This is a genomic window from Rahnella sp. PCH160 (assembly GCF_047784855.1).
Taxonomy (GTDB): Bacteria; Pseudomonadota; Gammaproteobacteria; order Enterobacterales; family Enterobacteriaceae; genus Rahnella.
In genome coordinates this window covers 2,449,438-2,474,159 of record NZ_JBLOGT010000001.1, presented here as the reverse complement: position 1 = coordinate 2,474,159, position 24,722 = coordinate 2,449,438, and the positions used below count along the sequence as shown (strand labels likewise).

The following is a 24,722-nucleotide window of genomic DNA, read 5'->3' as shown; positions in this document are numbered from 1 at the left end:
ATGACGGAACCCTTACTGCAAATCCGTAACCTGAGCGTGGCTTTCCGTCAGGGCAATCAGCAACGAGAAGTGGTCAGCGATGTGTCCCTGAATATTCACGCGGGCGAAACGCTGGCGCTGGTGGGGGAATCCGGTTCCGGCAAAAGTGTAACCGCGCTGTCCGTGTTGCGCCTGCTGCCTTCTGTCGCCGTGTATCCGCAAGGGGATATTCTCTTTGAAGGCCGGTCGCTGCTCAAAGCCGACGGCATCGCCCTGCGCCAGATCCGCGGTAACCAGATTTCGATGATTTTTCAGGAGCCGATGGTTTCGCTTAACCCGCTGCATAGTATTGAAAAACAACTGACTGAAGTGCTGACGCTGCACCGTGGCCTGCGGGGTGACGCGGCACGGAGCGAAATTCTGCGTTGTCTTGATCGCGTAGGTATCCGCCAGGCGGCTTCCCGCCTGCGGGATTTCCCACATCAGCTTTCCGGCGGCGAACGCCAGCGCGTCATGATCGCCATGGCGGTGCTGACTAAGCCAAAACTGCTGATTGCCGATGAACCGACAACCGCACTGGACGTGTCCGTTCAGGCGCAGATTCTGTCCCTGCTCGACGAGCTGAAGCAGGAAATGGGCATGGCGATGCTGTTTATCACGCATAACCTGCGTATTGTGCGGCGTCTGGCGGATAACGTGGCCGTGATGCAGCAAGGGCGTCTGGTCGAGCAGCAGCCGCGCGCCACGCTTTTCAGCCAGCCTCAGCATCCTTACACGCAACACTTGTTGCAGGCGGAACCTCAGGGGCGTCCGCAACCGCTGAAAGGCGAACCTGCCGTTTTGCTGGACGTGAAAAACCTTGATGTGGGTTTTCCCATCAGGCGCGGCCTGCTGCGGCGTACCGTCGGCGTCAAACACGCCGTGAATCAGGTGAGTTTTCAGTTGCGCCGTGGCGAAAGTCTGGGCGTAGTGGGCGAATCAGGATCCGGAAAAAGTACGACAGGGCTGGCCCTTTTACGACTGATGAAATCTCAGGGCGAAATCTGGTTTGACGGCCAGCCGCTGCACACCTTCTCGCGTAAGCAAATGCTGCCTTTTCGCAGCCGGATACAGGTGGTGTTTCAGGATCCTTTCTCGGCGCTGAATCCACGATTTACCGTGGAACAGATTATTGCCGAAGGGTTACTGGTTCACCGGAAAGTGAGTGCGCAGGAGCGCGAACAGGACGTGATCCGTGCGATGCAGGAAGTCGGGCTGGATCCGCAGAGCCGTCACCGTTATCCGGCTGAATTCTCCGGCGGTCAGCGCCAGCGTATTGCCATCGCCCGTGCGCTGATTTTACAGCCCGAAATGCTGATTCTGGATGAACCGACATCGTCTCTGGATAAATCCGTACAGGCGCAGATTCTGGCGATTCTGAGCGAACTTCAGCAACGCCACGGCCTGACCTATCTGTTTATCAGCCATGATTTGCATGTCGTCCGGTCTTTGTGTCATCAGTTGCTGGTGCTCAGAAACGGGGAAGTGGTCGAACAGGGAGATTGTGAGCAGATTTTTACCGCGCCGCAGCAGGCCTACACCCGCGAATTACTGAGCGCGTCAGATGCGTTTGATTCGCAGGAGCAAATCGCCTGACCGTGATATCAGGCGATTCAGAAAGGATAAAGTGCGGTGACCGATTCCGCGATCGCCGCGCCGATATTTTTCAGGCAGCAAAGGGTGGCGCTTTCATCTTCACGATGTACGAACAAGCAAGGCTCTCCGTCGATTTCAACAATCGCCGCTTTGACCTGAATATCTTCTAAGGCATCGGTTAACTGGTGCATCACCTGCCAGGCGAATTCGCCCTCATGGCTGAGCAGTTTCAGGCCGATCAGATTGTTATCTTCCTCGTTACCAGGCAGCGGAATCGGTTCAACTTTGATACCGGCAAAACCTGACAACCAGCGATAACTTTGCGGTAAACGATGTACTACCGAAAGTTGGGTATTATTCACGTGGTTCCCCAGACAATGATGCTAACCAATTATCTACACGATATTTTTACAAAAAAGCTACACCAGTACTGATTAAGTTATAGCCGACAGACGGTGCTTTGCCCACTTCTTGCTCAAATAATTAACATTAAATTAACGTCATTCAAGTGCAAGATCACAGGCCTGATTATTTTTTATGTCTGCTCCCGATGAATCTGAGAGACAGATCTCATTTTGGCCTATTTGTAACCTTTTCCGTCTTGATTCACAACCATTTTAATCAAATGACGCTACTTTTTATTGCATATTTATTTACATTTAATATACAAATTAAGGCTATTCACAACATCAGAAACAGCAGTAAAAATTGAAAAATCAAAAAGTTAAAACCCATCCTCGCTTTTTACACCGAGCGACATAGTGTTAATTTCATTTTGAAATGAACCAGCTGGTTACATATTTTGCGGCGTCGCATCATACGTTAAATTCTGGATCTGATGTTAATAAATCCGCACAATTTGTTTGCACAATTTATTCTTCTTTGGCTTATCATCCGCATCGTTATTACTGGTATACCCTATCGCAGAGACAACAGGCCATCATCAACCTGCTGATAAATATGCGCATTAGCGACACATAATAAGAATCAGATAAGCAAATCCTGAGTTATTTAGCTCACACCCAATCCCAGCGAGAAATGAGATGGAAAACGATCCTTCAATCATGGCAAGCAATAACAGCGAAAATGGAACCGGTTTCAGTCGTCGCGAACTGCTTAAAGGGCTGACCTCCGCAATGGTCGCCACGACCCTTCTCGGCTTTCCCTTCCTGAGCCAGGCGGAGAAAGAAACCGCCACGCAGTCACCGGTGATCTTCGGTCAGTTCTATCTGGTATCACAGGCCATCACAGGGCACAGGAATATCAGCGAAGGAACGTCGGCTCAGATTTTCAACGCCTTCTTTCGCTCACAGCCTGACTTCCCGGCTCAGGTCAGCAAACTCCACGCACTGGTTAAACCGGGGCAGGCCGCGAAAGATTTGCAGAAAGCCGCACAGCAAAACGGTCTGGGCGAACTGGTGACGAGCATCGTCACCGCCTGGTATACCGGCACGGTTGGACATGGAACCGATTCCATTTTGATCACCTATAAAGATGCGCTGATGTATCGCCCGGTGAGCGACGGCCTGATTGTGCCGACCTACTGCGGCAACGGCCCGCTGTACTTCACCGCCGCGCCGCCTGATGCCGCCATGCCTGAATCCATGAATGCCGATCGTTTTAACCGTTCTTCTGAATCTGATGTGAGCAAAGCCTGATGAAAAAACCCGAATTTACCGCAGACGGCGATGCGTCTGCTGATGTGATTGTTGTCGGTTCCGGCGTCGTCGGCGGCATGATTGCCGATCAACTGGTTAGCGAAGGCTATTCCGTTCTGGTGCTGGAAGCGGGTTTACGCATCGAGCGCGCGCAGGCCGTCGAAAACTGGCGCAACATGCCTTTTGATAACCGTGCGGGCTCTGATTTCCAGGGGCTGTATCCGCAGTCCGAAAAAGCCCCGGCGCCGCTGTACTTCCCGGAAAATAACTACGTGCATCTGACCGGGCCCAGCGCGGGCAGCTTCAAGCAAGGTTATCTTCGCACCGTCGGCGGTACCACCTGGCACTGGGCGGCGTCCTGCTGGCGGCACGTTCCTAACGATTTCAAAATGAAAACGCTGTACGGCGTGGGCCGCGATTGGCCGATTTCGTATGACGAACTGGAGCCCTATTACTGCCGCGCAGAAGAAGAGATCGGCGTAGCAGGCCCGAACGATCCTGAGCTGCAATCCCCTTCCGAACGCAGCAAGCCTTACCCGATGGAACAGGTTCCTTATGGTTATGGCGATATGCGTTTTGCCGAGATTGTGAACCCGCACGGTTACCGCTCAGTGCCAATCCCGCAAGGACGCAGCACCCGTCCGTGGAACGGCCGCCCGACCTGTTGCGGCAATAACAACTGCCAGCCTATCTGCCCGATTGGCGCGATGTATAACGGCATCGCACACGTCGAACGTGCCGAAAACAAAGGCGCCGTGGTGCTGGCCGAAGCCGTGGTATACAAGATTGATACCGACGAAAACAACAATGTGACGGCGGTTCACTGGCTGGATAACCAGAAAAAATCCCATAAAGCGACCGGCAAAGTGTTCGCGCTGGCCTGTAACGGCATCGAGACGCCGCGTCTGCTGCTGATGGCGGCCAACGATAAGAACCCGAACGGTATCGCCAACTCGTCTGATCACGTGGGACGTAACATGATGGACCACTCCGGTTTCCACTGTACGTTCATCGCCAAAGAGCCGTTGTGGATTGGCCGTGGTCCTGCGCAGAGCAGCTGTCTGGTTGGCCCGCGCGACGGTGATTTCCGTAAAGATTATTCTGCCAACAAGATGATCCTCAACAACATCAGCCGTGTGATCCCGGCGACGACCAAAGCGTTGCAGATGGGGCTGGTGGGTCAGGAGCTGGACGAAGAAATCCGTCGCCGTTCTATTTTCGGCGTGGACTTGTCCATCAGCCTGGAGCCGTTGCCGGATCCGGATAACCGCCTGACGCTGAGCAAAACCCGTAAAGATCCGCACGGTCTGCCGTGCCCGGACATTCATTACGACGTTGGTGATTACGTGCGTAAAGGTGCGGAAGCGGCGCATAAACAACTTGAGCACATCGGCTCGCTGTTTATGGCGGAAGAATTCAATATCACCACCAGCCTGAACGCCAATAACCACATCATGGGCGGCACGATTATGGGCAACGACCCGAAGGATTCCGTGGTGAACGGCGATTGCCGGACGCACGACCATGCCAACCTGTGGTTACCGGGCGGCGGCGCGATCCCGTCTTCCAGCGTGGTGAACAGTACGCTGACCATGGCCGCGCTGGCGCTGAAAGCCGCCGATGATATGTCAAAAAAACTGGCAGGTGCAGCATGAAAAAACTTCTCACCGCCTGCCTGTTAAGTGCGTCCCTGAGCGGTTTTGCCGCCGCGCAGGACAATCAGGCTGCACTTGTCCGTCAGGGCCAGGAAGTGGCCACCGCCGCAGACTGTCAGGCTTGCCATACGGCACCCGAAGGGGGAAAACCCTTTGCGGGCGGGTATGAAATCCATTCGCCGATGGGCACGATTTACACCACCAATATCACGCCATCAAAACAGTTTGGTATCGGGAATTACACCGAAGAACAGTTCACCCGCGCCGTGCGCGAGGGTGTGCGTCCGGACGGTGCGAATCTGTATCCGGCCATGCCGTACACCTCTTACAGTCATATGAGCGATGCCGATATGCACGCGCTGTATGCCTATTTCAAAGAGGGCGTGAAGCCGGTCGAACAGCCAAATACCGAAACTGCCCTGCCATTCCCGTTTAACATGCGTATTGCGATGGCCGGCTGGAACCTGATGTATCTCGACAGCACGCTGTTTAAGCCGGATCCGACCAAAAGCGAGCAATGGAACCGTGGCGCGTATCTGGTGAACGGTGCCGGACACTGCGATACGTGCCATACGCCGCGTAATCTGATGATGGGTTCGGTGACGGATAAACCGCTGGCGGGCGGCATGGTCGGCCCGTGGTATGCGCCGAACATCAGCTCGGATCCGGTCAGTGGCATCGGTAACTGGTCGCAGGCACAACTGGTGGAATACCTGAAAACAGGCCGGACAGCCGGGAAAAATCAGGCCGCAGGCGGCATGGCGGAAGCAGTGCAAAACAGCCTGCAATATATGTCTGACACCGATCTGAACGCGATTGCCTTCTACCTGAAAAACAGCACGCCAGTTCGCGATCCGCGCGATACTCAGGCGGCAGATACCTTCGGTAAGCCGGTGAATGTGGAAGATGGCCTGCGCGGCGCGCACCCGTTTAACGCGAACAAAACCATCGACAACGGCGCGGCATTGTTCAGCGGATATTGCGCCAGCTGCCACCAGCCGGACGGTTCAGGCAGCAAGAATCAGGCCTATCCGTCACTGTTTAACAACACCGCGACCGGTCTCGGGAATGCGTCGAACCTGATTTCCGCCATTCTTTACGGCGTCGATCGTCAGGTGGGCGACCATCACGTGCTGATGCCGAAATTTGGCGTGGGTTCGTATGTCGGTCAGCTCGACGATCAGCAGATTGCGGATATCTCCAACTACGTGTTGAAGAACTACGGCAACGCAGGCGTTCAGGTCAGCGCGCAGGATGTGGCGGTGTTACGCGCAGGCGGTCCGGTTACGCTTCTGGCGAAACTGCAACCGTTCATGGCACCGGCGATGGTCATCGGCGTGATCATTCTGCTGGTGCTGATTTTCTGGCTCGGCAGAAAGCGCAAAGTCAGAAAAGCATAATCACGGAAGATGAAATGCAAAAAGCGTTACCCCCGCCCGACCAGCGGCATGGCGCTGGCCATAACGGTCATGGTCAGAACGTTGGTGCCCGGCGGTAATCCGGCCATAAAAGCCACGGCTTCACCGACGCGTTCCACCGCAATCACCGGCTCTTCGGCGATATGTCCGTCGGCCTGCATCCTGCCTGCCAGCGCTTTGTTGCCCATATCCGTGGCGGCGTTGCCGACATCAATCTGCCCGCACGCGATGTTGAATGCGCGGCCATCGAGCGCCGTGGATTTAGTCAGGCCGGTAATCGCATGTTTGCTGGCGGTGTAAGGCGCGGAATTCGGACGCGGCGACTGCGCCGAAACCGAACCGTTATTGATAATGCGACCGCCCTGCGGAGATTGCTGTTTCATCAGTCTGACCGCCGCCTGCGTACACAAAAATGCGCCGGTCAGATTGGTGTTGATCACCGAAAGCCAGTCTTCCACCGCAAGCTCATCGATGGGCACATCCTTCACGTTATTTCCGGCGTTATTAAACAGTAAATCCAGCCGCCCGAAGGTTTCCTGAATATCCGCAAACAGCGCGGCGACCGACTGCGGGCGGGTCACATCCAGCTCACGCGCCACCGCTTGTCCCGGCGCAAACTGTGCCACGGCCTGCGCCAGTTTTTCTGTATTGCGCCCCGCCAGAATGACCGTAAATCCAATACCCGCCAGCGACTTCGCGGCGCTCAGCCCGATACCGCTGCCACCGCCGGTGACCAGTGCGATTTTGCTCATAGTTTTATTTCCCCTATCCGGAAGCGGCTTACTTAAAAGGATAACGGGGATCAAACTGCGGCCAGCATGCCGCCGTCTATAAATAACAGATGCCCGTTAACAAAGTCAGACGCCCTGGATGACAGATAAACCGCGCCGCCGACCAGCTCTTCCGGATTGCCCCAGCGCGCGGCGGGGGTGCGTTTGCACAGCCATTCGGAGAACTCTTTGTTATCGACCAGCGCCTGCGTCATGTCGGTTTTGAAATAGCCCGGCGCAATGCCGTTCACCTGAATATTGTAGCGCGCCAGTTCGACACACATACCGCGTGTCAGCATTTTCACCGCGCCTTTGGAGGCGGCGTACGGCGTGATGGTGTCACGGCCCAGTTCGCTTTGCATCGAACCGATATTGATAATTTTGCCGCGCTCGCGCGTGATCATGTAACGCGCAACGGCTTGTGACACCAGAAAAACGGATTTCTGATTCACCGCAATCACATCGTCCCAGTCTTTTTCCGGGAAATCGGTAAATTTGTGGCGGCGCTGGATCCCCGCGTTGTTCACCAGCACATCAATCGGGCCGAGGGTCTTTTCGATATGGTCAATCGCCTGATTCACCGCCTGGCTGTTTGTGACATCAAACGAGACGGCGTGTGCGATAAACCCTTCTGCGCGCAGCGCTTCAGCCGCCTTTTGGGTTGATTCCTGCTGCGTGCCGTTGACGATAATTTCCGCCCCGTGCTGCGCCAGCCCTTTCGCCAGCAGGAAACCCAGACCGCGCGTGGAACCGGTGACCAGAATCCTTTTGTTATCCAGTGAGAAGAGATTTGTCATGACGTTGGCCCTATTAAAAAGCTGCTTATGAAAAGTTAGCCCCACTACAACGGTTTACCCGCCGCCAAACTGTGATGCAGATCACTTTGAAGAATGTTAAAAAACCCTGTTACTCCCGATGTGATCATCATCATTTTGATAACAATCTCCGGCGCTTTCTGTTTCAATAATCAGGTATATTTTGGGGAAATGATCAGGGAAAACCCGCATGAGAAACCAGCGCGTGACATTACAGGACATCGCCCAACTGGCGGATGTGACCAAGATGACGGTCAGCCGTTTTCTGCGCACGCCGGAAAAGGTCTCTCCTGAAACCCGCGAGCGTATCACCAAGGTCATGGAAGAAGTCGGTTATCCGCTGGAAGAAGCCCGCGGACCGGCCAAAGCGCCGCGTATCGGCATTCTGGTGCCCTCTTTTAACAATCAGATTTTCTCCGATTTGCTGGCAGGTATTGAGTCCGTGACGTCCGCCCAGGGCTACCAGACGCTGGTGGTCAATTACGATTACAGCAAAGACCGCGAAGAAGAACACATTATCAACCTGCTCGGTTATCAGCTCGCCGGGCTGATTCTCACAGATTCCGTGCATACGCTGAAAGCAGATAAGTATCTGAATGCGGCTGAAATTCCGGTCGCACAAGTGATGGATCTCGACGATCAGAATGGCCGCATTGCAGTGGGTTTTGATAATCAGCAGGCCGGATATGATATGGCCACGACGCTGCTGGCCAGCGGCAAAGAGTATGTGGTGTATTTCGGTTCGATGTCTGACGCGCGTGACCAGAAACGTTATCAGGGTTACAGCCGGGCGATGACTGAACGCGGGCTGACGCCGGTGCATATCACGCCAAACAAAGTTTCATCGGTGTCCATCGGCGCCGGTATGCTGTCGATGGCGCGCCAGCTTTATCCGCACACCAATGCGATTTTGTGTACCAACGACGATATTGCCGTCGGTGTGTTACAGGAATGTCTGAAACTGGGCATCCGCGTACCGCAAGACATGGCGATTTCAGGTTTTCACGGACTGGATATCGGGCTGGCGACCACGCCGTTGCTGGCCAGCGTTATTACGCCGCGCTTTGAAATGGGCAAGGTTGTCGCCGAGATATTGCTGAAGAAAATCAAAAACCTGCCGACCATCGAGCGTGTCGATTTGCACTACCGGATTTCCCTCGGCGGCACGATTTAACGCACCCTTTTCCGCAATTCACCGCCTTTCATCCTGCACGCTAACTGCGGTGCAGGATCACGTTGCAGGTAACACCTTTTCTTAACATAATTCAACGTGACGCCTGTCACGAAATACTTTCCTCAAAATGCTTTTATTAGGTCATCGCCGGATTCAAGCACACAGAGGAAAGACTATGAATAATAAAATTCCTAAGGCCCGCTGGTTACGTGTCATCACCCCCATTCTTATCGCCTGTATTATTTCCTTCATGGACAGGGTCAATATTAGTTTTGCCATGCCTGGGGGAATGGACGCCGAATTAGGCATCACCGCATCAATGGCCGGACTGGCGGCCGGTATTTTCTTTATCGGTTATTTGTTTTTGCAGGTGCCCGGCGGAAGCCTGGCGGTTCACGGCAGCGGACGTAAATTCATCGCCTGCTCGCTGATTGCCTGGGCGGTGATTTCCATTCTGACCGGTTTTATCACGAACCAGTATCAGTTGCTTTTCCTGCGTTTTGCGCTCGGTGTGGCGGAAGGCGGGATGTTGCCGGTGGTGCTGACGATGGTCAGTAACTGGTTCCCGGATAAAGAACGAGGCCGCGCGAACGCCTATGTCCTGATGTTTGCCCCCTCGGCGGGATGATTACCGCACCGCTGTCCGGTCTGATCCTGGATACGCTCGACTGGCGCTGGTTATTCATCATCGAAGGGGCATTATCGTTCGTGGTGATGCTGTTCTGGTGGTTCACCATCAGCGACCGTCCGGAAGAAGCGAAATGGCTGTCTGAGCGCGAACGCGATTATCTGGTCACCGAATTAAACCGTGAACGCGAAGCCCTGCGGGCTCTGGCACCGGTGAATAACGCGCCGCTCAAAGAGGTTTTTCGCAATAAATCTATCGTCAAACTGATCGTCATTAACTTCTTCTACCAGACCGGGATTTACGGCTACACGCTGTGGCTGCCGACTATCCTGAAAAATCTCACCGGCGGCGACATGAGTTCAGTCGGTATGCTGGCGATTATCCCTTACGTGGGCACAATGCTGGGGATTCTGGCGATGTCCGTGCTGTCCGATAAAACCGGCAAACGCCGCCTGTTTATCGCCCTGCCGTTGTGTGGTTTCGCCGCCTGTCTGGCCGCATCGGTCACGTTTGGTCATAACATTATGGCGGCCTACGGGTTTCTGGTCGGTGCCGGGTTCTTCCTGCAAGCCGCGACCAGCGCCTTCTGGACCATTCCGGGCAAAGTGACCACGCCGGAAGTGGCAGGCAGCGCCCGCGGTGTGATTAACGGGCTGGGGAATCTGGGCGGCTTCTGCGGCCCGTATCTGGTCGGCGTGTTAGTCAGCCTGTACGGCCAGAGTACGGCGATTTATGCGCTGGTCGCGTCCCTGCTGATTGCCGCGCTGGTGACGACGCTGTTGCCGAAAGAGTGCGATATGGCGCTGATCCCCGGCGCAAAAGCCAAAGCGATGGCAGATGAATATGCCCGCGCCAAAGCGGCACGCCGGGTTCAGGGGATAAAAGCGGAGATCGTGGGATAGAAGAATAAACTCCCCTTCACCGGGGAGTTTACATCAGGTGGCTGATGCCGCCCCTTTCGCCGGACGGCTGGCGTAGAGATACAGCAATGTGGCAGCAATCACGCAAAACGCCATCGAACCGACCATCGGCCAGGCGCTTTTGGCGGTAAACAGTGAAAGCACTGAGCCAATCGCCGCGCCGGTGCCAAATCGAATCGTTCCCGCCAGAGAAGCCGCCGTGCCCGCCATATGCGGAAAGTCATCCATGATGACGGCCATCGCGTTGGAGGTGACCATCGCTATCACCCCGACATAACCCGCCACGCCGATCACCATTGCCCAGAACGGCAGCCCGAACGCGCACACCACCAGCAGCCAGATGCCCATTGCCAACTGAACAAACAAGCCGAAGCGGAACATCTTCACCGCGCCCGCACGGCGCACGTTGCGGCTGTTGATCAGCGTCAGGATCACCAGCGCCACAATGTTCAGCGCAAAGTAGAAACCGAAATGCTGCGGCGAAACGTGATTGAGTTCGATGTAAACGAACGGCCCGGCGCTGAGGAATGAGAACATGCCGGCAAACGAGAAACCGCTCGCCAGCATATAGCTCAGCACGCGCTTGTGGCGGAACAGGGAGACGAAATTGCCGACGGTGGTGCGCAGATGGAATTTTTGCCGCCGCTCTTTGGGCAGCGTTTCCTTGATGTAAACGCCCACCAACGTGGCAGCGATCAACGCGGCAATCGCCATCGCCCAGAAAATCGCGTGCCAGCTGAAAATCGCCATCAGCAGGCCGCCGAGCATCGGCGCGAGCAGCGGCGCAACGGTCATGACCAGCACCACAAAAGACATCATTCGCGAGAATTCGTCTTTGGTGAACATGTCGCGCATCAGCGCGTTAATGACCACGCTGGCCGCCGCCGCCGCTAAACCGTGCAAGAAACGCATCCACACCAGCTGTTCGACCGACTGCGCAAGCGCACAGGCTCCGGCCGCCACAGCAAAAACCAGTACGCCCCAAAATATCACCGGCTTACGCCCGAGACTGTCAGCCATCGGTCCGTAAAACAGCTGCCCTATCGCAAAACCCAGCACATAGGCGCTGAGGGTCATTTGCACGCTGCCCGCCGCCACACCATATTCCTCGGCGATAACGGGCATACTTGGCAGATACATATCGATAGCCAACGGCATCAGCATCGATATCAATCCCAGGATGAAAATCAGTCCGATGTGGGATACCGGTTTTTCTTGCACTTTCAGCTGCTCCAGTTAAGAGAAAAAACTAGCGCGAGGGAACGCCAACGCTGGCAATTTCCTGCTCAGTTAACGGCCGGTACTGGCCCGGTTCTAAATCTTCATCCATCACGATTTCGCCGATCCGCTCACGGTGCAGCGCGACCACGCGGTTACCGACCGCCGCAAACATGCGTTTCACCTGATGGTAGCGCCCTTCGCTGATGGTCAGACGCACCAGGTTCTCTTCGATTTGCTCGAGTGTCGCCGGTTTGGTCAGGGAATCTTCATTGTGCAACTGCACGCCCGCTTCAAACTGCGCGGCAGTATCGTCAGCCAGAGGGTTTTCGAGCGTGACCAGATAGGTTTTCTCGCAATGATGACGCGGTGAGGTGATGCGGTGCGACCACTGGCCGTCGTCGGTCATTAACACCAGACCGGTGGTGTCGATATCCAGACGCCCTGCGGCATGCAGCTTGTACGCCACCGGTTCTTCGAGGAAATACAGCACGGTCGGATGATCCGGATCATCGGTGGAACACACGTAACCCTGCGGTTTGTTAAGCATGAAATAACGCGGGCCGGTGATTTGATCCAGCACATTGCCGTCGAACTCGACGCGCTGTTCAGGGCTGATTTTCATCGAGCCGGTTTTGACGATTTCGCCGTCAACAGTGACACGTTTGTTGCGCAGCTCACGTAAAACGAGCGCGCGGCTTACACCTAATTGCTGAGATAGAAACTTGTCCAGACGCATTGGATAGTCTTGCCTTCGTGGCGATCTGAGTGATCGCGTTACTGATAAAACACAAGACCCCGCCGCTGCAACAAGGCAACTGACAGGGTTCAGGGTTGTTCGATTCGTAATACTTTCAGTTCGTCTGGCTGCAACGAGTGATGATTACTTCGAGGGGGCAGATTGACTGCCGCATTGAGCGAGAGAGTATAGCCGTGCTTGGCTCCGCATCCTAGGAGGAAGAGGAAAATAAGCAGGCTAAACATTAACAGCAGGTGATTTTATTGCTCATCGCCATTCGGCAGATTTCTTGGCATACTCCACCACTGTAGTTATTAACAGTAAAAGTTATTAACAGTAAACTGAAAGGTGATCTTCGCCCGTGACCGCTTTTACCCTTCGTCCCTATCAGCAGGATGCCGTTGACGCCACGCTGCGTCATTTCCGCCAGCACGATGAACCGGCGGTGATCGTGCTGCCCACCGGTGCCGGAAAAAGTCTGGTGATTGCCGAGCTGGCAAGGGTTGCGCGTGGGCGCGTGCTGGTTCTGGCACACGTCAAAGAGCTGGTGGCGCAGAATCACGGTAAATATCTCTCCTACGGGCTGGAAGCGGATATCTTTGCGGCGGGTCTGAATCTCAAACAAAGCAGCGGAAAAGTGGTGTTTGGCAGCGTGCAATCCGTCGCGCCCAATCTGGCGGCGTTCAGCGGTGAGTTTTCCCTGCTGATTGTCGACGAATGCCACCGCATTTCCGACGACGATAACAGTCAGTACCAGCAAATCATCAGCCATCTTAAAGCGCAAAACCCGCGTCTGCGGCTGCTCGGGCTGACGGCGACACCTTACCGTCTGGGCAAAGGCTGGATTTATCAGTATCACCATCAGGGCATTGTGCGCGGCGATTCCAATAGCCTGTTCCGCGATTGTATTTACGAACTGCCGCTGCGTTACATGATTAAAAACGGCTTTCTGGTGCCGCCGGAACGGCTCGATATGCCGGTGGTCAGCTATGATTTCAGCCGCCTACAACCCAACAGCAACGGGCTGTTCAGCGAGGCGGATCTTAACGATGAGCTGCGCCAGCAAAAACGTATTACCCCGCACATCATCAGTCAGATTATTGAGTTCGCGCAGGATCGCAAAGGCGTGATGATTTTTGCCTCGACGGTGGAACACGCCGGTGAAATTTTCGGTCTGCTGCCCAAAGGCGAAGCGGCGCTGATCAGCGCACAAACGCACGCCATCGAGCGTGACCGGCTGATCACGGCCTTTAAGCAACAGGAACTGCGCTATCTGGTGAACGTTTCGGTACTGACCACCGGCTTTGACGCGCCACATGTGGATCTCATTGCCATTTTGCGCCCCACCGAATCGGTCAGCCTTTATCAGCAAATTGTCGGGCGCGGGCTGCGCCTGTCACCGGGCAAAACGGATTGCCTGATCCTCGATTACGCCGGAAATCCGCATGACCTGTTTACGCCGGAAGTGGGCAGTCACAAACCGGCGGGCGACAACAAACCGGTGCAGGTCTTCTGCCCGGCCTGCGGTTTCGCCAATATCTTCTGGGGGAAGACCACCGAGGACGGCACGATCATCGAGCATTTTGGCCGCCGCTGTCAGGGCGTGCTGGAAGATGACGACGGCAACCGCGAGCAGTGTGATTTTCGTTTTCGCTTCAAAAGCTGCCCGCACTGCGGCGCGGAAAATGATATTGCCGCACGGCGCTGTCATCAGTGTCAGGAAATTCTGGTCGACCCGGACGATATGTTGAAAGCCGCATTACGCCTGAAAGATGCGCTGGTGTTGCGCTGCGGCGGCATGAACCTTGAACACGGGCGCGACGACAAAGGCGAATGGCTGAAAATCACCTATTACGATGAGGACGGCGCGGACGTTTCCGAGCGTTTCCGCCTGCAAACGCCTGCTCAGCGGATGGCGTTTTTGCATAACTTCCTACGTCCGCACCAGCGCGCGCCGGGCGTACCGCTGGAATGGAAGTCCGCCGCGGATATCGTGGCGCAGCAGGTTTTACTGCGTCATCCCGATTTTGTTGTCGCACGCATGAAAGGTCAGTTCTGGCAGGTGCGCGAGAAGATGTTCGATTATGAAGGACGTTACCGTCGCGCCAATGAGCTGCGCGGGTGAGAAAACAACCTGAACCCGGCTATTTATATTGCTGCAACTGCCCTGCTCCGGTATCATACCGCCCGCTTTCGCCTTGTGTGGAAGCGTGCAGTACTCAACTCGTCACTCGGTCGCAGGTGGCGGGGCTCTTGTTTTAAAACAAACAGTATTTATATATAGAGAAACATACATGTTCACTATCAATGTAGAAGTACGTCCACAGGACGAGCAGGGCAAGGGTGCGAGCCGCCGCCTGCGTTTAGAAAACAAATTCCCAGCTATCGTTTACGGTGGCTCAGCTGCTCCAGTTTCTATCAAACTGGACCATGATTCTGTTAAGAACATGGAAGTTAAAGCGGAGTTCTACTCTGAAGCTATTACTCTGGTTATCGACGGTAAAGAAACCAAAGTTAAAGTTCAGGCTGTACAGCGTCACCCGTTCAAGCCAAAACTGGCTCACATCGACTTCGTTCGCGTTTAATCGCTGACTGAGTTGTTGCGCATCGGGACGCCGTGCGGGAACAAATAAAAAACGCCGCCATAGCAATATAGGCGGCGTTTTTTATTGTCTGCGATTTACCGGTTTCCTGCTCCTCCCCCTGCGAAGGGGGAGGCTGGGAGGGGGTTTTAAGGGCAAACACTCCGTTAAAGTAAACTTAACGTAATGATTCTGCTTTAATACCCCACCCCAGCCCTCCCCTTCGCAGGGGAGGGAGCGGATCGCGCTATCTTCAGGTATTTATTTGCCCGCTTTGCGCTGTAACTGATCCCGCAAATTCGGCGGCGTGCCTTTAATGGTCAGCGTATCGGTCGCCGGATCCCAGAAAATACGCTCGCCCATCAGCATGGCATCAAAATTAATGCTGATGCCGCCGCCGCTGCCGGCAAATTTGGTCAACTGGCGCAACGTGCTGCGATCGGCCGGGAACGTTTCTTCCAGCTGATAACCTTGTTCCTGCGTGAATTCTTTGAATTTCTTGTCATTCCACGGCGGCAGTTCTTCGGATAAATCATCCAGCGCAATCTCTTCGCCGGCCTGCAACTGCTCGTTGCAGTAGGTATATACCTGCTGGCGATAGTTCTGACGCTCGTTTTTATCGAGCTGCGCTTCGGTACAGAAATCATCAACCGCCTGCAATAGGCCCCGGTTTTGCGCTTTGGTATCCAGACCGACGGCGGCGCCCAGGAAATCCATAAAGAAGTCAGAGACTTTGCGCCCCACGCGGCCTTTCAGGAATGTCAGGTAGCGGGTGGATTCCGGATTGGTTTCCCATTCGGTCAGGTCAATGCGTGCCACGATATCGGCGTGGTTGATGTCCAGATAATGAATGCTGCTGACGTCCAGTTGTTCGTTGACGCGCATACTGCTGCGGCTGCTAAGCACGGCCACCAGCAAATATTCCACGGCCAGGAAGCGGTAATGGCAAAACAGCACCACGCCGCCTTCTGCGAACGGGTATTTTGCCAGCTCATCACGAAGACGCCCGGTCGCGGCGCGGCTGAATGACAGGAAATCGTCGTCCCCTTTACGGCAACCGCGCAACGCAACGGCCAGTTCGCTGTCCTCGTTGAACAGACCGTACGCTTTGCTTTTCGCGCTGTAGACACGATGCAGCTCAGCCATCATTTCATCAACGGCGGCATTCGGGGTCAAAAGCGTATCGCGCAGCACAACATCCAGCGTTTGCTCATCACGTTTATTCAACTGGTGCAGAGCGATCTGCTCAATATCCAGACTCATGGGGACTTTCTCCTGTAAGAATTGCAGCCGTGTAAGAAGGGTTTGCCTGCGGGGCGTATTCAAACACCGAAGCGTCAAAGCCGCAACCTGTTCCAGCCCGTGAAATACTGATTCATAGATGCGATCACTACCCCGACACGACCCCCGTTATAAAAATGCGGAAAGTGACGCTGTGATCGGCTAAGATATTGGACTTTGTCAGATCAAGAAGCACATTACTCTATGGCACAATCATCCCGTTACAGTGACGAACACGTTGAACAGATCCTTTCCGAGCTGGCAACTGTTCTGGAAAAACACCGCGCCCCGACCGACCTTTCTTTGATGGTTTTGGGCAATATGGTGACGAACCTTATTAATACCAGCGTCGCTCCTGCACAGCGCAAAGCATTGTCCCAATCTTTTGCTAAAGCGTTGCAAGCGTCGATAAGAGAAGATAAAGCCCATTAATTCACTCATTGCCCAGACCCTCTCATGGTGACAAATAGTCAGCGCTATCGCGAAAAAGTTTCCCAGATGATCAGCTGGGGTCACTGGTTCGCCCTGTTTAATATCCTGTTGATCCTTGGGCTCGGCAGCCGCTACCTGTTTGTTTCTGACTGGCCTTCTTCTCTGGAAGGACGTATTTACGCGCTGGTCAGCTGGATTGGGCATTTCAGCTTTATCGGTTTTGCCGCGTATTTACTGATTATCTTCCCGCTGACGTTCGTGGTGATGTCGCAACGGCTGTTGCGTTTCTTATCTGCGATCCTCGCGACGGCGGGTCTGACACTGATTCTGGTCGACACCGAAGTGTTCACCCGTTTCCACCTGCACATTAACCCGGTGGTCTGGGAACTGGTCGTCAACCCAGGTCAGGGCGAAATGGCCCGCGACTGGCAACTGATGTTTATTGCCGTGCCGGTCATTTTCCTGCTCGAAATGCTGTTCGGCACCTGGGCGTGGCAGAAGCTGCGCAGCCTGAATCGCCGTAATTTCGCCAAGCCCATCGTCGTGCTGTTTATCGTGAGCTTCTTTGCGTCGCACCTGATGTACATCTGGGCGGATGCTAATTTCTACCGCCCGATTACCATGCAGCGCGCGAATCTCCCGCTGTCGTATCCGATGACGGCGCGTAAATTCCTCGAAAAACACGGCCTGTTGAATGCCGAGGAATACCAGAAACGGCTGATTGAACAGGGGAATCCGGAAGCGCTGGCGGTGGAATATCCGCTGAACAGCATCAGTTTCGCCAAAACCGGCTCGAAATATAATCTGCTGATGGTTGTGCTCGACGGCGTGCATGAAGCGACGCTGAATCAGGACATGCCTGCGCTGGCTGATTTTGCCAAACAGAATATCCGTTTTGACCAGCATTTCAGTTCCGGTAACCGTAACGATACCGGCCAGTTTGGCCTGTTTTACGGAATTTCACCGAGCTATATGCAGGGCATTCTCGCCGCACGCAAGCCTTCTGCGCTGGTGACATCACTGGAGCAGCAGGGATATGAATTTGGTCTGTTTGCCTCCGATGGCTTTGACAGCCCGCTGTACCGTCAGGCGCTGCTGACCGATTTCACGTTACCGCCGCCGGTAAAACAGTCTGATGCACAGACAGTTTCTCAGTGGCAGCAATGGCTGAATGTGCGGGGCAATGGCCCGTGGTTCTCGTACGTCAATCTGAATAGCATCAGTAATACATTGCGTCAGGACGGTGACAGCGTACCGGTCGGAAATACCTTTATTCATCGCTATCAGCGCGGTGCGCAAAGCGTTGATCAGCAAATTGCTGTCATGCTGCAATCGCTGAAAGAGCGCGGCGAGCTGGATAAAACCGTGGTGGTGATTACCGCGTCACACGGCATTGAGTTTAACGAGAACGGCACATGGGGTTCGGGGAATGCGATGAACCGACGTCAGTTGCAGGTTCCGCTGATTATTCACTGGCCCGGCACGCCGGCGCAGAGCATCAGCAAACTGACCGATCACGCGGATGTCATGACGACCCTCATGCAGCGCCTGTTGCACGTTACCACTTCACCGTCTGATTATTCGCAGGGCGAGGATTTGTTTGCGGCGAAACGTCGTCATAACTGGGTCACCACCAGCGACGACGGAACGCTGGTGATCACCACGCCAGACCAGACGCTGGAGCTGGAAAGCGACGGGGATTACCGCGCCTTCGACAATAACGGCAAACGGATTAAAGATCAGAAACCGGAGCTTGGTCTTCTGTTGCAGGTACTGACCGATGAAAAACGTTTCCTGGCAAACTAACCGTTGCTGCTGAATGCCTGAAAAACCAACCTTAACCGGTTGGTTTTTTTATGGATCAGCGTCTCCGCCTGCTCCCTCACGTCTGTCTCAAAATCCCCTTCAAATAATTTGACCTTCTTTTTGAAAATTATGTCGTTTATGAGCCGGTACAAAACCGCTACGGTAGGATCATCAACAATAATAACGTTATCGGAGTACAGCCATCGTGTCAGGACTGGTCAACGGAAAATGGGTCAGCGGCGACGTCGCAAAAGAAGAAATTAAAAACGGTGCGTTTCATCGTGAAGAAACCGCGTTTCGTGAAACACACATTGAGCCACAGGCGGGCCGCTACCAGCTTTTCGTTTCGTACCTGTGCCCGTGGGCCTCGCGTACGCTGATCTTTCGCCATCTGAAAGGGCTGGAAAAATTCATTTCTGTTTCTATTGCCCAGCCGGTCATTGGCGAAAATGGCTGGACGTTCGATGAACCGCAGGACGCCGGTGACAAAATTCCGGCCATCCGCCACGTTCATGAGCTGTATACCGCCAGCGATGCACATTACACAGGCAAAGTTTCCGTGCCCGTTTTGTGGGATCGCCAGGAAGGACGCATCGTGAATAACGAATCCGCCGATATCATCCGTATCCTTAACCACGCCTTCGATGCGCTGAACGGCAATCAGGATGACTTCTACCCTGCCCTGCTGCGTGAGGAGATCGACCGCTGGAACGAGGTTATCTATCACGACGTGAATAACGGCGTGTACAAAACAGGTTTTGCAAAAACGCAGGAAAGCTACAACGCCGCCGTCACCCAACTTTTCAGCACGCTTGATACGCTGGAAACCCATTTAGACAGCCACCGTTATATCGCCGGGGAGTATCTCACCGAGGCCGACTGGCGTTTATTCGTCACGCTGGTGCGGTTCGACAGCGCGTATCACGGCGCTTTCAAGTGCAATATCCGGCGTATTGAAGACTATCCAAATCTTTCAAATTATTTGCGTGAACTTTACCAATGGTCGGGGATCAGCGACACCGTCAATCTGACGCATATCAAGCAAGGCTATTACGGAATTTTGTGGCTGAATCCGACCGGAATTGTCCCGGCGGGCCCGGAACTGGATTTGCGACGCGCCCACGACCGTGAAAGGCTGAACGGCCTGGGGATCCTTCAGAACCTGCGCTAAAAATTGCTTGGACCCGCGAGGATAACACTGTATATTTCAACAGTTATTTTTCTCCCAGCCAGAAAACGAGGAAAGCTATGCGGGTCGAACTGATTTTTGACAAACGGAATGTCGCAAGGATCCCTAATGCCAGTGAAAAAATTGAAGCAGAACTGGTTAAGCGGGTACATCGCATGTTCCCTGACGCTGAAGTTAAAGTGAAACCGATGCAGGCCAACGGGCTGAATACGCACGGTGCCAGCAAGCAGGAACGTTCGCAATTAAACCAAATGCTGGAAGAAATGTTTGAAGAAGCGGATGAGTGGCTCTCTGTGGAGTAAAAAAGACATTTTTCCGTTGCACTTGGTTACAAAGGGCAATTGAAATAAACAATCCATTGGTATGGCTTAATATAAGATGTGCGTGTTATACAAAATTCATTATCTATCAGAGCGATGAACCGCCGTTTTATCGGGCACAGCCAGGATTAATTTCATCCAGACCATGGCCTGACGCGACATCGCTTTTCGCTTCACACGCGTCAACGACTTTGCGAAACTGCCATGCCACCGAGCCATAAAAAAAACAGCGCCCAACCTCATTTTTACGCCAAGCGCTTTGCGCTGATTTGTCTCGGGATTGTCTGCTGTCTGGGGCTGCTGCTTGGCCGCGTCGGCTATCTTCAGTTGCTCAACCAGCCCATGCTGGAGAAAGAAGCGGATTCGCGTTCACTGCGCTCCAGTATTATCCCCGCCGGGCGTGGCACCATTGCAGACCGCAACGGGCATCCTCTGGCACTGAGCGTGGCCTCGAAAGACATCATCGCCGACCCGTTCCGCATTCTGGAACTGCACAGTGATCTCAATAGCCCGAAATGGCAATATCTGGCCTCTGCGCTGAACGTTCCACTTTCACAGTTACAGCAAACCATTAACAGTGACCCGCAGCGTCGTTTCGTCTATCTCGGCCGCAAAATCGAAGAAGGTATTGCCGCCGACATCGGTCAGTTGCACCTCGGCGGCGTCTCCAGCCAGAACGATGACAGCCGCTATTACCCGATGAGTGAAGCCGCCGCCAATCTGGTCGGCGTGGTCGGGACAGATAACGAAGGCCTGAACGGCATCGAAAAAGGGTTTAATGCGCTGCTGCAGGGCAAACCCGGCATGCGCCAATACCGTCAGGATCGCCACGGCAACGTGATCGGGATTTTGAAAGAAGTCGCGCCGCAGCAACCGCCGACCATTAACCTGAGCATCGACAGTTTTATGCAGTACGTGTTGTATTCGCGGCTGCGCGAAGGCGTGTTAGTTAACCAGGCAGAATCCGGCGCGGCCGTGCTGGTCGACGTGAATACGGGTGAGATTCTGGGCATGGCTTCGTTCCCGTCTTACAACCCGAATAATTACGCGGGCGTTCAGCCCAAAGATATGCGTAACGTGGCCATCAGCGACAGTTTTGAACCCGGTTCGACGGTGAAACCTCTGGTGGTCATGGCCGGTCTGGCCCGCCGGATGATCCGCCCGGATTCCGTACTCGATACTCATCCGTACACCGTTAACGGTCACCTGATTAAAGACGTGGGCCACTGGCCCGCGCTGACCATCACCGGCATCTTGCAAAAATCCAGCGACATTGCGGTCTCCCATATCGCACTGGCGATGCCTGCCAACGTGCTGGTTCAGCTTTATCAGTCGTTCGGGCTGGGTAAAGCCACAGATCTGGGCATTGGCGGCGAAAGCAGCGGTTATTTCCCGGCGCACCGTGACCGCTGGGCAGATATCGAACGCGCCACATTCTCCTTCGGCTACGGCCTGCGCGTTACGCCGCTGCAAATTGCCCGTGAATACGCCACTATCGGCGCGGAAGGGATTTACCGTCCGCTGTCGATCACCAAAGTGACCCCTCCGGTGCTCGGCACCCGCGTGATGTCCGCCGATGTGGTCAGAACCGTCATTCATATGATGGAAAGTGACGCCCTGCCCGGCGGCTCCGGCCTCAGTGCGGCGGTGCCCGGCTATCGTTTAGCGATTAAAACCGGTACCGCCGAAAAAATGGGGGCCAGCGGCAAGTACGATGGCGGTTACATCAACTACACCGCGGGTGTGGCACCGGCCAGTAATCCGCGTGTCGCGCTGGTGGTTATGGTCAACAATCCGCAGGCCGGTAAACACTTCGGTGGCTCGGTAGCTGGCCCAATTTTCGGGCATATCATGGGTGAAGTACTTAATCATATGAACATTGCGCCGGATGCGCTGGTGCCGGAAACACCGCCAACCACGGTTATCAATGGCGGTCAGAAAACGGATCTGGTGCGTCGCCCGGCGACTGATGGTTAAACGAAGCGTAGAAAAATTGCGAAAAAAAGCTGACCCGCTGGATCTCACCGACATAAGGGGTTAACGTGCGGATGTTTTGTCAGTTGAAGTCCACGCGGAGGAAGAGCTACGCGCTCTGTCAGAAATAAATGAAACGGCTTCTTATCGTTTTTATCGTTTTTGTCGCGGTTTGTCTGGGCGTTATTGCGCTCAATATGCAGGGTAGCGGCCCCTGGTAAACAGCGTTCATGAGGGAGAAATCACTGTGCCAACCGGTAAGAACTTCGTCATTATGATCGTTCTTATTCTCGTCGGGATTGTTGTGGTTAACGATGGCATAGCACGGTTCATTCACTGGATCCTGCTACGATAACATGATGGCCCGCCAGACGACGCCCGTCGTTCTGCCCACCGGGCCATTTCTGCACATTGACCGCTACGCCATCAACTGAGCAACACCTGCCACGCCATCATGGCGAAGTCGTGTATAATAGCGATATTCAACCTTAATACAGACTGGTTATGGCTCAAGACATTCATATCGCTATCGTCTGCGCACTCAGCAAATGGATTGAAGGCCACCTGGGTCGCGTCATCCATCTTGAAGAACTGGCTGAGTATTCAGGCTATTCGCTTTGGCACATGCAAAAAATATTCAAAGAATCGACAGGCATTTCTCTGGGGAAGTACATCAGGGAACGCCGTCTGGCGAGTGCTGTCTATCAGCTGAGCAGCAGTGAAACACCGATTTTCGATATCGCGATGGATTTCGGATTTGGCTCGCAGTCGCATTTCACCTACATGTTCCGTAAGCGTTTCAACATCACACCGCATGAATTCCGCCAGAACCCGAACATCGAACTCGACGTTTCTCCCCCGCTTCATCTGATCCACCAGAAATCAGCCTGAGAATCGCAGTATTCGAACCACAAAAGCTTTAGCTACAAAAAACGCGGCCATCAGAGGCCGCGTTCTTTTACTGCTGATACTCAATATTGAGCGCTATTCTGTGTCTGAGAAAGGCACGCTTAGAACTGATACACCAGACCTACCGCAGTTACGTCATCGGTGTTGATACCGGCGTTTTCTGTGAAGGTACTGCTGTCGATCAGGTTGATTTTATAGTCAACGTAGGCCGACATATTTTTGTTGAAGTAGTAAGTCGCACCCAGATCGACGAATTTAACCAGATCCTGATCCTGGTAATCGTTGCCCAGACGGTCGGTACCCAAATCTTTACCACGGGTTTGGTTATATGCCACGAACGGGCGAAGCCCGAAGTCGAACTGGTAGCTTGCGTAAGCTTCAAAGGCCTGAGACTGGTTAGCATAGCCGTAAGCTTCTGAATCGGTAGAACCGAAGCGTGAAGCGTTATAAGCCTGAGTAAACATGGCTGCCAGATAGACATTGTTGGCGTCATATTTCAGACCACCGGTGTAACCTTCGGCTTTTTTACCGTCGCCCATAATGCCGGCTGCTGAGTTTTGCTCGTCGGTACGGTCAGAGTTGAAGAATGCACCCGCCACGCTGACGCCTGCACCAATATCGTAGCTCAGGGACATACCGTAACCGTCGCCGTTTTGCGTCAGCACATTTCGGGTGCCAGGCTCAGAACCGCCGCTGTCATTTTTGCCCTGATACTGCAGAGCGAAATGCAGGCCGTCGACCAGTCCGAAGAAGTTGTCGTTACGGTAAGTCGCCACGCCGTTGGTACGCTGATACAGGAACTGGTCAGCGCCGTAGGTGGAACCATCGAACTCAGGCTGCATGTCGGTCCATGCGGCAACGTCGTACATTACGCCGTTGTTACGACCATAGTCGAAAGAACCCATGTCACCGAATTTCAGACCCGCGAAGCCATAACGGGTAAATGCGGTGTTGTCGGAGCTTTCGGCCTGATTGGCCTGAACCTGATATTCCCACTGACCGTAACCGGTCAGCTGGTCGGTGATCTGCGTTTCACCTTTGAAGCCCAGACGGATGTAGCTCTGATCGCCGTCGTTGCCCGCGTTGTTTGAGAAGTAATGCAAGCCATCAACTAAACCGTACAGGTCCAGTTTATTACCATCTTTATTATAAACTTCTGCCGCACTTGCTGAACCTGCAACAATCAACGCAGGGATCATGAGTGAAAGAACACGGAGTTTCATTTTTCTGTCCTCGATAGGTGTCGGACCGTGCCACTGAATGTAAAGTACACGTTTTTTGACTGCTTTAGATATTGCATAACGCTTGTATGAATTTTGGCCCGACATGGCAAATCCATTCTCTGGATATAATTACTATTAATCCAGAAAGAAAATGATACGAGGTTAGTTAAGATATTTCCTATTCATTAGAATGTGTAACAATTTATTATTGTTGGTCATTTTCAGACCTTGTCACAGTTGTTAAAATAAAGCACGCAAAGCTAATTTAATAAACAAAGCAATTAAAAACAACAAGATAAAAAATATAGTTACCGCACTAAGTGATAAATCATTCCCCTGAGAATAATATATACTTCACCTCGCTATCATCATTATTTGTTATTCTATTACCCTCATT

General features: G+C 53.7%; 20 protein-coding genes and 1 pseudogene. 14 read left to right on the top strand and 7 right to left on the bottom strand.

Going from position 1 to position 24,722, the window contains the following annotated elements; genetic code table 11:
- On the top strand, positions 1-1,614 hold the full coding sequence (gene yejF / locus ACM5QY_RS11480; RefSeq protein ID WP_416120729.1) for a microcin C ABC transporter ATP-binding protein YejF: 1,614 nt from the start codon (positions 1-3) through the stop codon (positions 1,612-1,614).
- 17 nt (positions 1,615-1,631) lie between these two features.
- Here the strand turns inward: yejF and ACM5QY_RS11475 are convergent, their stop codons facing one another.
- Positions 1,632-1,976 (bottom strand): YejG family protein, encoded by a 345-nt coding sequence (locus tag ACM5QY_RS11475; protein WP_104921332.1) that lies wholly within the window; start codon positions 1,974-1,976, stop codon positions 1,632-1,634.
- 681 nt (positions 1,977-2,657) lie between these two features.
- On the opposite strand from ACM5QY_RS11475, the gene ACM5QY_RS11470 reads away from it, so the two are divergent.
- The 3 genes from ACM5QY_RS11470 to ACM5QY_RS11460 are packed head-to-tail and all read left to right on the top strand — an operon-like array spanning position 2,658 to position 6,327.
- Positions 2,658-3,272: a sorbitol dehydrogenase family protein gene (locus ACM5QY_RS11470; RefSeq protein WP_416120728.1), complete on the top strand. Its 615-nt coding sequence runs from the start codon at positions 2,658-2,660 to the stop codon at positions 3,270-3,272.
- On the top strand, positions 3,272-4,927 hold the full coding sequence (locus tag ACM5QY_RS11465) for a GMC family oxidoreductase (protein WP_416120727.1): 1,656 nt from the start codon (positions 3,272-3,274) through the stop codon (positions 4,925-4,927). The genes ACM5QY_RS11470 and ACM5QY_RS11465 overlap by 1 nt, the downstream gene beginning before the upstream one ends.
- Positions 4,924-6,327, top strand: coding sequence for a c-type cytochrome (locus ACM5QY_RS11460; RefSeq protein ID WP_416120726.1), 1,404 nt, complete (start codon positions 4,924-4,926; stop codon positions 6,325-6,327). Before ACM5QY_RS11465 ends, ACM5QY_RS11460 begins: the two co-directional genes overlap by 4 nt.
- A gap of 26 nt (positions 6,328-6,353) precedes the next feature.
- Here ACM5QY_RS11460 and ACM5QY_RS11455 read toward each other — a convergent pair whose 3' ends face one another.
- Positions 6,354-7,097: an SDR family oxidoreductase gene (locus ACM5QY_RS11455; protein ID WP_416120725.1), complete on the bottom strand. Its 744-nt coding sequence runs from the start codon at positions 7,095-7,097 to the stop codon at positions 6,354-6,356.
- Between the two features lie 50 nt (positions 7,098-7,147).
- Entirely contained in the window at positions 7,148-7,912 is a 765-nt protein-coding gene (gene idnO / locus ACM5QY_RS11450; protein WP_416120724.1) for a gluconate 5-dehydrogenase, read from the bottom strand.
- Positions 7,913-8,120: 208 nt separating this feature from the next.
- Here idnO and ACM5QY_RS11445 point away from each other — a divergent pair, with 208 nt between their 5' ends.
- Both ACM5QY_RS11445 and ACM5QY_RS11440 read left to right on the top strand, forming a co-directional pair.
- Positions 8,121-9,104 carry a LacI family DNA-binding transcriptional regulator gene (locus ACM5QY_RS11445; RefSeq protein WP_416120723.1) on the top strand — a complete coding sequence of 328 codons (984 nt, stop codon included), beginning with the start codon at positions 8,121-8,123 and terminating at the stop codon, positions 9,102-9,104.
- A gap of 175 nt (positions 9,105-9,279) precedes the next feature.
- Positions 9,280-10,634, top strand: a pseudogene (locus ACM5QY_RS11440) (MFS transporter).
- 33 nt (positions 10,635-10,667) lie between these two features.
- Here ACM5QY_RS11440 and ACM5QY_RS11435 read toward each other — a convergent pair.
- Both ACM5QY_RS11435 and rsuA read right to left on the bottom strand, forming a co-directional pair.
- Positions 10,668-11,873, bottom strand: a complete 1,206-nt coding sequence (locus tag ACM5QY_RS11435; RefSeq protein WP_416120722.1) for a Bcr/CflA family multidrug efflux MFS transporter — start codon at positions 11,871-11,873, stop codon at positions 10,668-10,670.
- A 28-nt stretch (positions 11,874-11,901) separates the two neighbouring features.
- On the bottom strand, positions 11,902-12,609 hold the full coding sequence (rsuA, locus tag ACM5QY_RS11430) for a 16S rRNA pseudouridine(516) synthase RsuA (RefSeq protein WP_416120721.1): 708 nt from the start codon (positions 12,607-12,609) through the stop codon (positions 11,902-11,904).
- A gap of 361 nt (positions 12,610-12,970) precedes the next feature.
- On the opposite strand from rsuA, the gene ACM5QY_RS11425 reads away from it, so the two are divergent.
- Both ACM5QY_RS11425 and rplY read left to right on the top strand, forming a co-directional pair.
- Entirely contained in the window at positions 12,971-14,734 is a 1,764-nt protein-coding gene (locus ACM5QY_RS11425; RefSeq protein ID WP_416120720.1) for a DEAD/DEAH box helicase, read from the top strand.
- A 169-nt stretch (positions 14,735-14,903) separates the two neighbouring features.
- A complete protein-coding gene (rplY, locus tag ACM5QY_RS11420) occupies positions 14,904-15,194 on the top strand; it encodes a 50S ribosomal protein L25 (protein ID WP_101076066.1) in 291 nt (96 codons plus the stop codon).
- 258 nt (positions 15,195-15,452) lie between these two features.
- Here the strand turns inward: rplY and yejK are convergent, their stop codons facing one another.
- Positions 15,453-16,454, bottom strand: coding sequence for a nucleoid-associated protein YejK (yejK, locus tag ACM5QY_RS11415; RefSeq protein WP_416120719.1), 1,002 nt, complete (start codon positions 16,452-16,454; stop codon positions 15,453-15,455).
- A 222-nt stretch (positions 16,455-16,676) separates the two neighbouring features.
- Between yejK and ACM5QY_RS11410 the strand changes: the two genes are divergently transcribed.
- The 6 genes from ACM5QY_RS11410 to ACM5QY_RS11385 all read left to right on the top strand — a co-directional run bounded on the left by ACM5QY_RS11410 (position 16,677) and on the right by ACM5QY_RS11385 (position 23,084).
- On the top strand, positions 16,677-16,904 hold the full coding sequence (locus tag ACM5QY_RS11410) for a YejL family protein (RefSeq protein ID WP_104921319.1): 228 nt from the start codon (positions 16,677-16,679) through the stop codon (positions 16,902-16,904).
- A gap of 24 nt (positions 16,905-16,928) precedes the next feature.
- A complete protein-coding gene (yejM, locus tag ACM5QY_RS11405) occupies positions 16,929-18,710 on the top strand; it encodes an LPS biosynthesis-modulating metalloenzyme YejM (RefSeq protein ID WP_416120718.1) in 1,782 nt (593 codons plus the stop codon).
- Between the two features lie 205 nt (positions 18,711-18,915).
- A complete protein-coding gene (locus ACM5QY_RS11400; RefSeq protein WP_416120717.1) occupies positions 18,916-19,881 on the top strand; it encodes a glutathione S-transferase family protein in 966 nt (321 codons plus the stop codon).
- A gap of 77 nt (positions 19,882-19,958) precedes the next feature.
- Positions 19,959-20,201 (top strand): DinI family protein, encoded by a 243-nt coding sequence (locus tag ACM5QY_RS11395; protein WP_104921316.1) that lies wholly within the window; start codon positions 19,959-19,961, stop codon positions 20,199-20,201.
- Between the two features lie 222 nt (positions 20,202-20,423).
- Entirely contained in the window at positions 20,424-22,196 is a 1,773-nt protein-coding gene (locus tag ACM5QY_RS11390) for a penicillin-binding transpeptidase domain-containing protein (protein WP_416120716.1), read from the top strand.
- 501 nt (positions 22,197-22,697) lie between these two features.
- Positions 22,698-23,084, top strand: coding sequence for a helix-turn-helix domain-containing protein (locus tag ACM5QY_RS11385; RefSeq protein WP_416120715.1), 387 nt, complete (start codon positions 22,698-22,700; stop codon positions 23,082-23,084).
- 119 nt (positions 23,085-23,203) lie between these two features.
- Here ACM5QY_RS11385 and ompC read toward each other — a convergent pair whose 3' ends face one another.
- Positions 23,204-24,325 (bottom strand): porin OmpC, encoded by a 1,122-nt coding sequence (gene ompC / locus ACM5QY_RS11380; protein ID WP_416120714.1) that lies wholly within the window; start codon positions 24,323-24,325, stop codon positions 23,204-23,206.
- Between the last annotated feature and the right edge of the window lie 397 nt (positions 24,326-24,722).

Excerpts from the sequence above, each read along its gene's own strand:
- ACM5QY_RS11410 (WP_104921319.1), top strand. The coding sequence starts at position 16,677 with ATGGCACAATCATCCCGTTACAGTGACGAACACGTTGAACAGATCCTT.
- ACM5QY_RS11445 (WP_416120723.1), top strand. The coding sequence starts at position 8,121 with ATGAGAAACCAGCGCGTGACATTACAGGACATCGCCCAACTGGCGGAT.
- ompC (WP_416120714.1), bottom strand. The coding sequence starts at position 24,325 with ATGAAACTCCGTGTTCTTTCACTCATGATCCCTGCGTTGATTGTTGCA.
- ACM5QY_RS11465 (WP_416120727.1), top strand. The coding sequence starts at position 3,272 with ATGAAAAAACCCGAATTTACCGCAGACGGCGATGCGTCTGCTGATGTG.
- rplY (WP_101076066.1), top strand. The coding sequence starts at position 14,904 with ATGTTCACTATCAATGTAGAAGTACGTCCACAGGACGAGCAGGGCAAG.
- ACM5QY_RS11470 (WP_416120728.1), top strand. The coding sequence starts at position 2,658 with ATGGAAAACGATCCTTCAATCATGGCAAGCAATAACAGCGAAAATGGA.
- yejM (WP_416120718.1), top strand. The coding sequence starts at position 16,929 with ATGGTGACAAATAGTCAGCGCTATCGCGAAAAAGTTTCCCAGATGATC.
- idnO (WP_416120724.1), bottom strand. The coding sequence starts at position 7,912 with ATGACAAATCTCTTCTCACTGGATAACAAAAGGATTCTGGTCACCGGT.
- ACM5QY_RS11455 (WP_416120725.1), bottom strand. The coding sequence starts at position 7,097 with ATGAGCAAAATCGCACTGGTCACCGGCGGTGGCAGCGGTATCGGGCTG.
- ACM5QY_RS11395 (WP_104921316.1), top strand. The coding sequence starts at position 19,959 with ATGCGGGTCGAACTGATTTTTGACAAACGGAATGTCGCAAGGATCCCT.
- ACM5QY_RS11390 (WP_416120716.1), top strand. The coding sequence starts at position 20,424 with ATGCCACCGAGCCATAAAAAAAACAGCGCCCAACCTCATTTTTACGCC.
- yejF (WP_416120729.1), top strand. The coding sequence starts at position 1 with ATGACGGAACCCTTACTGCAAATCCGTAACCTGAGCGTGGCTTTCCGT.
- ACM5QY_RS11385 (WP_416120715.1), top strand. The coding sequence starts at position 22,698 with ATGGCTCAAGACATTCATATCGCTATCGTCTGCGCACTCAGCAAATGG.
- rsuA (WP_416120721.1), bottom strand. The coding sequence starts at position 12,609 with ATGCGTCTGGACAAGTTTCTATCTCAGCAATTAGGTGTAAGCCGCGCG.
- yejK (WP_416120719.1), bottom strand. The coding sequence starts at position 16,454 with ATGAGTCTGGATATTGAGCAGATCGCTCTGCACCAGTTGAATAAACGT.
- ACM5QY_RS11460 (WP_416120726.1), top strand. The coding sequence starts at position 4,924 with ATGAAAAAACTTCTCACCGCCTGCCTGTTAAGTGCGTCCCTGAGCGGT.